Source organism: Thalassospira sp. A3_1 (assembly GCF_017744215.1).
In the GTDB taxonomy this organism is placed as follows: Bacteria; Pseudomonadota; Alphaproteobacteria; order Rhodospirillales; family Thalassospiraceae; genus Thalassospira; species Thalassospira lucentensis_A.
Window position 1 is genome coordinate 158,508 of sequence record NZ_JAGHQQ010000006.1, and the last position, 12,301, is coordinate 170,808.

Annotated in this window: 13 protein-coding genes; 8 read left to right on the top strand and 5 right to left on the bottom strand. The window is 53.6% G+C overall.

The window, feature by feature from the left end:
• The first annotated feature begins 309 nt into the window (after window positions 1-309).
• The 3 genes from J7395_RS20140 to J7395_RS20150 all read left to right on the top strand — a co-directional run bounded on the left by J7395_RS20140 (window position 310) and on the right by J7395_RS20150 (window position 3,497).
• Entirely contained in the window at window positions 310-1,728 is a 1,419-nt protein-coding gene (locus J7395_RS20140) for a tetratricopeptide repeat protein (RefSeq protein WP_209223437.1), read from the top strand.
• Window positions 1,729-1,752: 24 nt separating this feature from the next.
• Entirely contained in the window at window positions 1,753-2,568 is an 816-nt protein-coding gene (locus J7395_RS20145; protein ID WP_348541252.1) for an SAM-dependent chlorinase/fluorinase, read from the top strand.
• A 104-nt stretch (window positions 2,569-2,672) separates the two neighbouring features.
• Window positions 2,673-3,497, top strand: coding sequence for an MBL fold metallo-hydrolase (locus J7395_RS20150; protein WP_209223439.1), 825 nt, complete (start codon window positions 2,673-2,675; stop codon window positions 3,495-3,497).
• A 22-nt stretch (window positions 3,498-3,519) separates the two neighbouring features.
• On the opposite strand, the gene J7395_RS20155 is transcribed toward J7395_RS20150, so the two are convergent.
• From J7395_RS20155 to J7395_RS20165, 3 genes are all read right to left on the bottom strand, one after another.
• Window positions 3,520-4,215 (bottom strand): flagellar motor protein MotB, encoded by a 696-nt coding sequence (locus tag J7395_RS20155; protein ID WP_247742320.1) that lies wholly within the window; start codon window positions 4,213-4,215, stop codon window positions 3,520-3,522.
• Window positions 4,216-4,247: 32 nt separating this feature from the next.
• Window positions 4,248-5,042 (bottom strand): MotA/TolQ/ExbB proton channel family protein, encoded by a 795-nt coding sequence (locus tag J7395_RS20160; RefSeq protein WP_062951830.1) that lies wholly within the window; start codon window positions 5,040-5,042, stop codon window positions 4,248-4,250.
• 280 nt (window positions 5,043-5,322) lie between these two features.
• Entirely contained in the window at window positions 5,323-7,035 is a 1,713-nt protein-coding gene (locus J7395_RS20165; protein ID WP_231886859.1) for a HAMP domain-containing methyl-accepting chemotaxis protein, read from the bottom strand.
• Between the two features lie 274 nt (window positions 7,036-7,309).
• Between J7395_RS20165 and J7395_RS20170 the strand changes: the two genes are divergently transcribed.
• The 5 genes from J7395_RS20170 (at window position 7,310) to J7395_RS20190 (ending at window position 9,919) form a co-directional block, all read left to right on the top strand.
• Window positions 7,310-7,576 (top strand): hypothetical protein, encoded by a 267-nt coding sequence (locus J7395_RS20170; RefSeq protein WP_062958278.1) that lies wholly within the window; start codon window positions 7,310-7,312, stop codon window positions 7,574-7,576.
• Between the two features lie 240 nt (window positions 7,577-7,816).
• The gene (locus J7395_RS20175) at window positions 7,817-8,038 is read left to right on the top strand and encodes a hypothetical protein (RefSeq protein WP_062951832.1); all 222 of its coding nucleotides are present in this window, start codon (window positions 7,817-7,819) and stop codon (window positions 8,036-8,038) included.
• Between the two features lie 112 nt (window positions 8,039-8,150).
• Complete coding sequence (locus J7395_RS20180; protein WP_062951833.1) at window positions 8,151-8,678, top strand: adenine phosphoribosyltransferase; 528 nt, start codon at window positions 8,151-8,153, stop codon at window positions 8,676-8,678.
• A gap of 125 nt (window positions 8,679-8,803) precedes the next feature.
• A complete protein-coding gene (locus J7395_RS20185) occupies window positions 8,804-9,253 on the top strand; it encodes a hypothetical protein (RefSeq protein ID WP_209223441.1) in 450 nt (149 codons plus the stop codon).
• A 123-nt stretch (window positions 9,254-9,376) separates the two neighbouring features.
• On the top strand, window positions 9,377-9,919 hold the full coding sequence (locus tag J7395_RS20190; RefSeq protein ID WP_097050475.1) for a hypothetical protein: 543 nt from the start codon (window positions 9,377-9,379) through the stop codon (window positions 9,917-9,919).
• Window positions 9,920-9,957: 38 nt separating this feature from the next.
• Here the strand turns inward: J7395_RS20190 and J7395_RS20195 are convergent, their stop codons facing one another.
• Together J7395_RS20195 and J7395_RS20200 are read right to left on the bottom strand one after the other, a co-directional pair.
• A complete protein-coding gene (locus tag J7395_RS20195) occupies window positions 9,958-11,013 on the bottom strand; it encodes a ChaN family lipoprotein (protein ID WP_209223443.1) in 1,056 nt (351 codons plus the stop codon).
• Between the two features lie 48 nt (window positions 11,014-11,061).
• Window positions 11,062-12,219, bottom strand: coding sequence for a PLP-dependent aspartate aminotransferase family protein (locus J7395_RS20200; RefSeq protein WP_247742321.1), 1,158 nt, complete (start codon window positions 12,217-12,219; stop codon window positions 11,062-11,064).
• Between the last annotated feature and the right edge of the window lie 82 nt (window positions 12,220-12,301).

Genomic DNA, 12,301 nt, shown 5'->3' on the forward strand with positions numbered 1-12,301 from the left:
ACAGAGACAGGATTAATTCCTGATATTGTGAATTCATACAATGGTATGGAACCATCTATCAAACCATATTGTCCCTGAATGCCGCGTTAACAGGGGGCATCTGGTATATAGTATCTTTTTACAAATTATATTTTGGACATGTCCTATCGCATAGTTTCCGGGTTTGGAAAATGCTTTTAACGAATTGTTCGCAGCCATCGGGCAGACTGGACCACAATCAGGGAAAAGATTGATCTGTGCGCCTTGGACTTGACGACAGGCTGCGAAACATGCTCCCTGAATTGTCTTTAATAATAGGGGGTTGGCACCATGAAGGTATCCGCAATGCGGACCGGAGACTGGCTGAGGATCGGCGGCAGAAGCCTTGCCGTTCTAGGCATGGTTTCATGGGTGTCTGGCTGTGCGCCACTGCTTGATCAGGATTTCTGGGACGAGGCAACGTCGTTTACCGATGAAAATTACACCGCCAATGGATTGCAGCAGTTGGCGACCGGTGATTATGCGTCGGCCGAAAAATTCTTTGACGAGGCGCTGCGCAAGAATCCCCAGGACGGACATGCACTTTTGTGGCGGTCCGTTTTGTACCAGAACACCAACCGGGCGGATCGGGCACGTGATGGCTATGATACGCTGATTGCGATGAACCCGCCCGGAACGGTTTTGATGACAACCGCCAGCGGGACGCAACCGCGCCCGTTGCGGGATGCTGCCGAATTCAATCTCATGCGTCTGCAGCGTGGCCTTCCGGGTTCGCTTAGCATCAACGACCAGATTGCCACTGCACCGGCCGGACTTGGTACAGCAACCCAACCAATGGTCGCGCAATCAAATGCTTTGGCTGCAACGCCGATGGTTGCGGGCGCAGGAGCACGCGTGCGCACGGCAGATATGCCTGCTGGTGCGGCATTAAGTGCCGGTGACGAGGCCATTGCAAAACGGTTTGCGACGATGCGTGATTTGCAGGCCGCAGGTCTTGTCACACCAGAAGAATATTCGGCTCGCCGTTCGGCCAATTTGGGTGCACTTCTGCCAATGAGCCAGCCGGCACCGGCGGCCTTTCTGGATAACCCGCCCCCCGACAGCGCACAGGTCGAGCAGCGTTTGAACCAGTTGAACCGTGCGCTTCAGATTGGTGCCATCACGGTGCAGGAACATGTTAATGAGCGCACCACAATTCTTGATGCACTTCTGCCTGCGCAGCCGCGCCAGCGTGCAACACCGCCCCCGGCGCCACAGGGGTTGATGGATGCCGCCCGCCAGATCGCGCGGATCGAGGATTTGTCGCAGATGAAACTGGTAACGCCCGATGAATTCAAGCGCGAGCGCGATGCCATCGAGGCCGCAATAGTTGAACCGGCGCAGGCAAATGTTACGACGCTGAGCTCCGGTGAACCGGTTCGTCGTGTTGCGACCGGTGAAAGTCGCGCGGTCCAGTCCGGCGGCGAGATGGCGGCGGCACCGAAGGCGGCAAGTTCGGTAGCTGCGACCGCAGGCGGCAAAAGCGTGCATCTGGCATCTTATCGCAGTCAGGCACAGGCTGAACGCGGCTGGCAAATTCTGGCGCAACGCTATACCCAGCTTGCATCGCTTCAGCATGGTGTGACACAGGCAACCATTCCGGGCAAGGGCACCTATTTCCGACTGATGGCAACCGGGCTTAGCGATAGTTCCGCCAGTTCGATTTGTGCAGAACTGAAACGTAGCGGGCAGTTCTGCGAGGTTAAATAACCATACTTTAAAGGCCGGGTCTTTATGGCAACATATTACCCGGTCTTTGATCTGAACCGGCTATTTACTGCCGGTTTTCCGATTGACCGGACATCCGACATGATCCTGATTTTCAGCGATTTTGGTGTAACGGGCCCTTATAGCGGGGCCATGCGCGCGGTTGTTCATCGCGAGGCGCCTGATGTAACGGTTTGCGATCTGATGGTGGATGCGCCAGATCGTAATCCCAAGGCATCGGCGTATCTTCTGGCGGCACTTTCACGCGAATTTCATCCCGGCGACGTTGTTCTTTGTGTTGTTGACCCCGGTGTTGGCAGCCAACGACGCGGCCTTGTTGTTGAATGCGACGGTGTATTATTTGTCGGGCCGGATAACGGGTTATTTGAAATCCTGATCCGGCGGGCCAGGAAATGTCGTGTCAAAGTTATCAACTGGTATCCTGCGAACACATCGGCCAGCTTTCACGGGCGCGATATTTTTGCCCCGGTCGCCTGTATGATTGCGAAGGGAGAGCCGGTCGCGCTAGCCGATATTGATCCAGCACAGCGCTATGTTCCCGCACAAAGCTGGCCTGACGAACTTTCGGAAATCATTTATGTCGACACATACGGTAACCTGATGACAGGGCTTGTCGCCGCACCGGGCTGGCAGAATCGTAGCCTGTCGCTTCTGATTAACGGGCAGTTGCTTTCGCCCGCACGGACGTTTTCCGATGTTGAACTTGGACATGGATTTCATTATCGCAATTCAATCGGGCTTTGCGAAATTGCCGTGAATTGCGGTCGGGCGGATCAGGTTTTCGGCGCAGAGATTGGTACAGCGGTTTTCATCAGAGATTAGAAATAGAACGAGGACAATTGGCTTGTCCGAAATGAGTGTTATATTTCAACCTGATTTATGCATTCCCGCTGGCGATGGCCGCAGATAGATGTGAAGGGCAGTGAATGGCAATTGACGTCAAGTTCTGGGGAGTTCGCGGAAGCATTGCCTGTCCGTCGCCCGATCATGTTGTTTATGGCGGCAATACCAGCTGTGTCGAAATGCGGATCAGAGATCAGACCCTGATCTTTGACGCGGGTACCGGTATTCGAAACCTTGGCAAGGATTTGATCCGGCGCAAGGTCACAGAGGCCAGCATTTATCTGACCCACACCCACTGGGATCATATCAATGGCTTTCCCTTCTTTGTCCCGGCTTATAATCCGGACGCACGGTTCCATGTTCTGGCAGGGCACCTGACGGAGCAGGGCGGGGTTGAGCGCGTGTTTTCGGCCCAGATGGCTGACCCGACATTTCCGGTACCGTTATCGGCAATGAAGTCAAAGCTGACATTCGAAGATTTTCCGGTTGGTTCTGTCCTTAACCCGGCCGACGGGATTGTGATACGGACAGCACCGTTGCGCCACCCGAATGGTGCGACAGCTTATCGGGTCGAATATGCTGGCAAGTCGGTTTGCTATGTCACCGATACCGAACATGTGCCCGACCAACCTGATGAGGTGATCCTGGACTTTATTCAGAATGCCGATCTGGTGATCTATGACAGTACTTACACCGACGAAGAGTTTCCGGCAAAAGTCGGGTGGGGGCACTCAACCTGGCAGGAAGGTATTCGGCTATGCCGTGCGGCAAATGCCAAACGCCTTGCCCTTTTTCATCATGATCCCGATCACAATGATGGGGCAATGACCGTGATTGAGCAAAAGGCACGTTCCCAGTGGTCAAATACCTTTGCCGCACGCGATGAAATGGTTGTCGTGATCGAATAGGGAAAGCTTGGCCGATAAACGGTCAGAAGACGCGCGAATACTTGGGGAATACGCGGATATCAATGCGCCGGTTTGCTTCGCGGTTTTCCTCGATCGGATTGCCGTCGTCATCACGGTTTGGCAATTTCGGCTTGGTATCGCCATAGGAAATTGCCCGCATGCGATCACTGTCAGGATCAACCCCGACGGCGGTTAGAAAACGGACAACGGCAATGGCCCGCCCGGCTGCCAGTTCCCAGTTTGACGGGAAGCGTGGTGTGCTAATCGGGCTGTCATCGGTATGCCCCGTGACCTCGATCTGAAAGCCAAGGTATCGGGGTTCCTTTAAAAGATCACCGACATCCTTCAGGAAAAGTACGGCATCCTGTGTCAGATTGGCCGAACCGGGATGAAAGAATGAACCGCCGCCAAGTTCCATCAGGATACCTTCATCATCTGTCGAAACATTGACAGCACTGTCCATAGACATATTGAAGACGACATCCTTCAGGTCGGTTTCAAGGACCTGGGTCGGGCGCACAATATCGCGCTTGCCGATCTGTTCTGCGATACCGGACTGGACCTTTTCAAACAGAGGAATTTCAACCTTTGAAAAGCTGACCAGCATGACAAAGAATGCCATCAGAAGCGTGATTGCGTCCGCGTAGGTCGCCATCCAGTCTTCGTCGACCGGTTCGTCCTTGCGTTGCCCCATGGGTGACTTGCGCCGGGCCATCATGGCCTCCTGTCTTCAAAAACATCTTGCCGCTGCTATTTGGCAGACTTGTCGATATTGAAATGGATTGCCGGATCAAGGAACGAATTCATTTTGTCCTGGATCGCGCGCGGTCCCTTGCGATCAGCCAGCATGATCAGGCCTTCTGCAATCAGATAATTGCGAAACCGCATGATTTCTTCACGCTGCTGGATTTTGCTGGCGGCCGGCATGAAAAAGAACCGGGCGGCAACGATCCCGTAAAGCGTCGTGATCAGCGCAATCGCAAGACCCGCACCAAGCTGTGTTGGGTCGTCAGCCATTTTATCAAGCATGATCACCAGACCAACCAATGTCCCGATCATGCCAAATGCCGGTGCGGCACCTGCCATGTTTTTCAGGATGGAAACCGGCACCAGATTACGGTTGAACGCGTTTTCAATCGCATTATGAAGCATTTCGGCGGTTTCATCACCGTTATATCCGGTGATCACGACTTCCATCGCCCAACCCAGGAACGGCTCATCCTTGCCGACACGCTGTGCTTCCTGTTCCAGCGCGTTGATGCCTTTTTTCTGAAGCAGATAGCCCCATTTGACCACGCGGCCGACTTCGCCGGTCAGTTGGCCACGGCCCATTTGCGGTGCCCGAAAGATTTTAAAGATAAGTTTCAGCGCGAGCAGAACATAGCGCGCTTCATAGGCAATAAAGGTCGCTGCCAATGTGCCGCCGATAACCATCAACGCACTCGACAGGCTTATGAAAACAAAATAATTGTCGGTCGAAATGAAAATTGAGCCAATGAACAGCCCCAGTCCGACCATAATCCCCAAAATTGTCGTAAACGACATCGTTTTTTATTTTCTCCAAGCGTGAACCGCTCGAATACCCCCAACCCATTTAGAACTTTAAAGAGTTGAACCTCTTTTTTTGACAGAATAGACATATAAGCCGTTGCCGTCAGGTTAAAATTGGTGTCTAGCCGTTCACGGAAGCCATATTTTTTCATAACATGCTGTAACCATTTAATTTTGTCCTTCCTGCGGTCATTACAAGGTGCAAAAAACACAAACCCCGCAACCGTACGGGACGGCGCGGGGCGTATGGCTTGGATTGAAGTATATTTTGTGTTCAGGCTGACCGGATACTGATCAGGAAACTATCGACTTCGCTGCGAAGTTCTGTTGATAGCTGGCCGAGTTCCTCGGCAACTTTGAGAACCTGATGGGCGGCCTTATCGGTTTCCGCAACCGTATCGCTGACGCGTTCGATATTGCTGCTGACTTCCTGTGTGCCGATGGCAGCCTGTTCGACATTCTGTGCGATTTCACCCGTGGCGTCGGCCTGTTCACGTACCGCATCGGAAATCGTGTTGGTGATGTTGGTGATGCGGGAAATAACATCGGAAATATCGTCCATCGACTGGACTGTTTTGCCGGTTTCTTCCTGAATTGCCAAAATCTGTTCGGAAATTTCACTGGTGGCACGGGCCGTCTGGTTGGCAAGGTTTTTGACCTCCGCGGCGACTACGGCAAACCCTTTGCCTGCTTCGCCCGCGCGGGCGGCCTCGATGGTTGCGTTCAGCGCCAAAAGATTGGTCTGCCCGGCAATGTCGCTGATCAGTTCGACAATCTCGCCAATACGACCGGCGACTTCGGAAAGACCGGCAACGGTTTTACTGGAAGCTTCGGCTTCGCGGGATGCCTCGGCGGTGATTTCGGTTGAATGGTGTGCCTGGTCACCAATCTGGGTGATGGAATGAGACAGATGTTCCGCTGCATCGGCCACTGTGCGGACATTAACGGTGGCTTCTTCGGATGCGGCGGCAACTGTGGTGGCACTCTTGCTGGCCAGATCGGCGGCCCCCACAAGTGCACGGGCCGTGCTTTGCATGCGATCTGCCGAAGTCGAAACCGAGCCGACAATATTGGCAATCACGCTTTCGAAACCACCGATGTGTTTTTCAAGCGTCTGCATGCGTTCTTCGCGTTTGCGTGACGCAGCTTCCTGTTCGGTTTCCATACGTTTTTTGGCAATCGCATTGGTCCGGAACACATCAACCGATTGAGCCATGCGACCAATTTCGTCTTTGCGGTCCAGATCATGGATGACGAGATCGGTTTTGCCGTCGGCAAGATCGGTCATGACCGAGCCCAGCTTGCTGAGTGGCTCGGTCACGATTTTGGAAAGTAGCAACCGCATACCAAAGATGGTGGCAATCGCAATCGCGATACCGCCAATCACAATACTGATCAGGATCTGATTGGTTTTTGCCTGTTCGGGGGCGACCGAAAGGCTTGATGACAGAACGGCAATCACGTCACCTTTTTCGGCTTCCATAGCACCGTGGCAGCTAAAACAAACCTCTCGCTCGGCCCCCTTGGTCACGCCCAGAACAATCGGCATAGACAGGCGATAGGTCCCGTCGTCAGTATAGCGACCGATGGTTTCACCTGTTTCAATTGCTTCCTGATCAATGGCATCGCGCGGTGTTTTGAGGTCCTTGTCACCATATTCCTTCATGTAGGCCATTGTCGTTGGCCCCCAGGCAGACCACAGCTCGCCGGGGTAATCCAGATTGCGGCTTTCAAACCAGTTATTGAAAACATCGATCCCGATGTCATCGGAGTCATCGGGGCGGGCGGCCATGACATTGACAATCAGCGCATGAAGCGATGTCAGTTCGTTCTGGCTGAGCTGATGAAGCTTGGCATCCATTGCCTTTTCTTCGGCAAACATCATCATGGCAAGTGCGATGATCACGGTTGACGTCACGCCGAAGGCCGACGCCCACATAAAGCGTTTGCGAATGCCCATGGCATTGAAAGCCGATAACAACTTCATCACTGATCCCCGATCGGATAATGCAAATGCATGCATGACGGACCACCGACGACCTGTTGATCTGTCGTCGATCCGTATCAAACTGTCCCGCACGGAGCATCGGGGTATGTGGCTTGCGGGTCTTTGATTTGTCTCAAGTGACCGCAGGCAAGGGCAGGTTTATTCGGATAGGTTGCTGTCTGATCGTATAGGTTCGGGTGCGGAGCGGAACCTTGTCACAGGCCGCAGGGCAGGGCATAACGGGCAGCCGATCTTGTCAGAACAGGAAAACATCATGAGCATTTCATTTTCGGACGCGCAGAAAAAGCTCGAACAGATCACAGCCGAGATGCTGGAGCTGATCCGCAAATACGGGCTGGATGCTGAAAGTCCGTTTGATGTGATTCCGGTTGCACGCGCCAAAATCGACAATCAGCAGGACTATGTCCGGTTTCTCGAACTGTCTATCGAAGGCCGTATTTACGGCGAATATGCCGATGCGCTTAAAAAGAAAATGGACGAAGAAGTCCGCCAGGCCGACGCCAACAAAAAGATGCATTGAGACGATCCTGGTATCTGCGAAATGGCGGATTTTTTCACTCAGCCAAAATATTGTTTTATAGACACTTTCGCCGATTAAGGCGGGGTGTCACAAAATATTCCCGATCTTGTCACCGTCCTGCCGTTGAGACGCGGCCTTTAGGGGATTATATCGCTGCTTGACGATGCGCTGGGTTAACCGGGCGTTGTTATTCCGAAGGGGATTGTCATTCGGAACATCACGAGCAACAGGATGGCTGACATGAACAAAAGTTATGTCCAGACCTTGATGGAAGTCGAAAAAGTATTTGGTCAGATCAATGATCATGATTACCGCCTTTACCGTGCAGTATGGGGTAACCGGCAGGCAGCCGGGACCGGTTTGCCGCGCGGGACGCGTGCCGAAATCAGCAAGAAACTTGCCAACGACTTTGTTGCAGCCAACGGTGCTGTAATGCACCGAAGCGCGGCACACGCGGCCTAGTGACCATTGCGGTATTTGCCGCCAATATTCCGGAATACTTGATTTCAAACCGCCATCTGGTGTTAAAGATGGCGGTTTTGTTTTTCAGGTTAACCTCGACCGGAGTTCTCCCATGTCGATCAAATCGCTGATCCGTACCATTCCCGATTACCCGAAAAAGGGAATCATGTTTCGCGATATCACAACACTGTTTGCCGATGCAGACGGCTTGCGCGATGTGGTCGACGGTTTTGCCGCCGAATTCCAGGATAAAAAGATCGACGTGATTGCCGGCATCGAGGCGCGCGGCTTTATCATTGGTCCGGCCGTGGCGGTCGCCCTTGGTGTCGGTTTTGTTCCGATCCGCAAACGCGGCAAACTTCCGGCCGAGACCATCGAAGTCGAATATGAACTTGAATACGGCTCGGACGTGATCGAAATGCACACCGATGCAATCAAGCCCGGTCAGCGCGTTCTGGTGATGGATGACCTGATTGCGACGGGTGGTACGGCGCTTGCCGCGATTGATCTGATTGAAAAGGCGGGTGGTGAGGTTGCCGGTTGTGCCTTCATCATCGATCTTCCCGATATCGGCGGGGCGCAAAAAATCCGTGATCGTGGTGTCGATGTCTTCCATCAGGTCGAATTTGAAGGCGATTGATGCCTCAAAACCGGTTCTGAACCTTGAAAAATGACGATTCTTGTCTCTTTTGGGTCGTAATTGGGATATAATCTTACGGTTGAATGATGCTGTAATATGTTCCGGTTTCGGCTGGAGAGAGGAAAATGGTCGTACCTGCCGTCAATAACCAGTCCGTCAGTCAAGTCAGCCAGTATGGCAGACTTGCAGCCGCTGGTGCGCGCGGTATGGCGACGGTTGACCGCAATGCCCAGGTTCAGGCACCCAGCGAACATTACACCTATGACCCCGATAATGACGGTATCCTGTTCAATGCCTATATCGATGGCAAGGGCAGCAGAAATTCCGGTCAGGGTAGCGCAGGTGAGCAGAAAGACCAGCGCGCGGAGCAAAGCCGTTTTTCCGCCGCCCGTCGTGCCAGTGATCGCGAAGGGGCGATTTCGTCTGAAAGCAGCGATATCGATTTCGCAAGTTTCCTTGATCCGGAAATCCCGTTTGATCTGAGTGTGAATAGCGGGACCTCGTTCTATGCGGTTGTGAACGCCGTCGTGCATGGAGCTGGTGTTCGCGGTACGCGGGTGGACGCCTATATCTGATATGCCGGGCGACAGGCCCGAGCCTTCTTCAAAATTGAAAACATTCTTTACCGATCCTTGTTGTCCCGTCCTTCCGGCATTATGATCACGGCTTGATCATGCGTTTCCATTGCTGGATCTGATATGCAGAACAAGCCGGTCCTCAATTCCGTTTTCGAAGCAGTTTTTCGCCTGATTGATCATGCGCTGAACGACAACGAATATCTGCAACCGCAAAAGCTTCATCGTCTGCTGTATCTTGCACAGGCCTACTACGGTGCGAATTATCATGGTCGGATGTTGATGCCCGCCGTGTTTGTTGCTGACGATATCGGTCCGATTGAACCCAATGTTTATGCAGTAATGGAAGAAAGCCGTCCGGACGTGCGGCTTAAATCGGTTGATCCCAAAACGCAGCATTTCATTGAAAGCATCTGGTCGCAGTTCGGCCATCACTCGGTCGAACATCTCAGCGAAACCGTGCGCAATCATCCACCTTATCTTGATGCCTATAAACAGGCACCGGGGACGCTGATCCCGTTTCAGGTGATGGTCGATTTTTATGCCTCTGTCCGCAAAAGTGCCACCACGCCCGAGGCAAAGGAAGTCGTCCGCCCGCGCGTCATGCGGTCGCACAAGGGTAAGCCGGTCGCGACCACTGACTGGTTGCCCCGCCGTATTAAATAACCGATCAAATCGTCACGATTGCACACGATTGCAGATGATTATTGGCCAATATTCATGTCTTCGCATGGGTCGGTGCGTGGCAGATCATTGGTAAACCACATGAAATCCGCAATATCTTCCGATCCCATCCGCAGGGCATAATCATTCACCCCCGGAAGGTTTTCGCCCGGATCGTCGGCCTCGACCAGGATGACGACAGCAATGTCATTATCGGTCAAATCTGGTGAATAACGACGCAGGTGATAGGGCACGGCGATATCGTCGCGAACATGCATGGCACCGGCAATCAGGAATGCGCCGTCGATATTTTTGTCGGCATCTGCATCGATCATTGCACGTGCGAGCGACGCATCGCGGGCAAACTGCACAAGCGAGAAAGCAGGCAGTTGCGATTTGGGCAACATGTTGCAGTGGCCCTCGGCAATTTCCTGATCAAAGCGCGCGGCAATGTCATCGGGCAGGGGCGGTAATGCAAGCTTTTCTGCAAGCTCTATCGGCAGGGCGCTTATACCTTCGCTGATCATGGGGCGCAGGACATTTTGGGGCAGGTTGCCAGCAACCATAGATAACCCGTTTTCCCGGGCTGCCTCGGCAATCGGGGCATAGTCGTGCCAGGAAGGCCAGCCGCTTTCACCCCAATTCATTTCACTGCCGAGTTCATCGGGGGATACAGTCTGCCACACCTGATCGAGGCTTTCCTGCTGATCCCTGTTAAACATTTCCCAGACAACCGCCCGCTTGCTGTCTTCGCGTTTGCTTAGCGCGCGGACCAATTGGGCCTGATGATGATGATGGATCGGGTTGTCATGTTTTTCACCAATCAGGACAAAACGGGTCCCGGCAAGGCGCGAAACCATGTCGTCAAACATGACATAGCGCTGTCCGGCCATATCAAAAATCAGTCCAGGGGCCGGTGGCAGGGCATCGGCATCGGGAATATCACGAATGCCTGCCGGTTGGCTTGGCCCGGTGGCTTGTGCCTGTGCCGACCGAACCGGAAATTCCGTCGCCGCGATCATTGCCGTTGCGGCAAGACACAGTGAAAATGACGGTTTGAAACAATATCGTGTGCGGGCACGAAACGCAGTTTTCATCACGCGTGGAATTTCCAGTCCATTGATTGGCCGATTTAGAATCCGACTTTATTTACTCAAATCCAGGGCGGTTTCAATATCATGGATCAAGTCATTGATATCTTCGATACCAACAGACAAACGCAACAGATCATCGGGCACCGGGCTTGTCGGGCCTTCGACCGACGATCTGTGTTCGATCAGGCTTTCGACCCCGCCAAGTGATGTCGCGCGTTTAAACAGCTTGCACTGATTATGGAAATCCACGGCCCGCGCGCCACCGCCCTTGACCCGGATCGACATCATGCCGCCAAAGCCGCCATTCATCTGGCGTTTGGCAATGTCGTGGCCGATATGGCTTTCAAGTCCGGGATACTGGACCTGTGCGACTTCGGGGTGGTTTTCGAAATGGCGTGCAATCGCCATCGCATTGGCACTGGCCCGTTCGACACGGATTGACAGGGTGCGCATACCACGCAGAAGCAGCCATGCTTCAAACACGCCCAGAACTCCACCGCCGCCTGCATGCTGCTTGCAGACCCGTTGCCAGAATTCGCTGTCCTTGTTTGCGGTGGTCAGGGTGCCTGCCAGAACGTCGCTATGCCCGTTCAGATACTTGGTGGCCGAATGCATGACGATATCAGCACCCAGTTCAATCGGGCGGGTCAGAAGTGGCGTGGCAACCGTATTATCGACCGCAACAATCGCACCGGCCTTGTGCGCGGCGTCGGCAACGGCCGCGATATCGGTGATCTGCCAATCCGGGTTGGCGGGCGTTTCCAGCCAGACCATTTTTGTTTTACCCGGCTTGATATGGCTGACCCAATCGGCTGTGTTGCCATTGTCAACGAAATCAAATGTCAGACCGGCGCGCACACCGCTATCAAGCATGAAACTGCGCAGTGCCCAGTACATCACCCTTGGCGCGACGACATGATCGCCCGGCGACAGTGCATGCAGCAACGCAACCGCGGCGGCCATGCCCGATGCGAAAAGCCGCGTTTGTGCGCCGCCTTCCAGCGCATCAAGAACCGCACAGGCCTGATCATAGGTCGGGTTGTCGGTCCGGGTATAGCATCGGCCATCGTGATAGCTAAGATCGGCATTGCGTTCAAACGTGGTCGATGGGTAGATCGGCGGGGTAACCGAACGGGTGGTTTCTTCGACCCAGCCCAAGGCCTGGGCCGTGATGGTTGCAGGTTGCTGTTTCTTGTTATCGGCAGACATGGTGGCACCTGATTTTGTTGTCATTTATTGCCACGCAACATAACGTGGAACGCGCCACATCCCAAAACGAAAACAAAAGAAC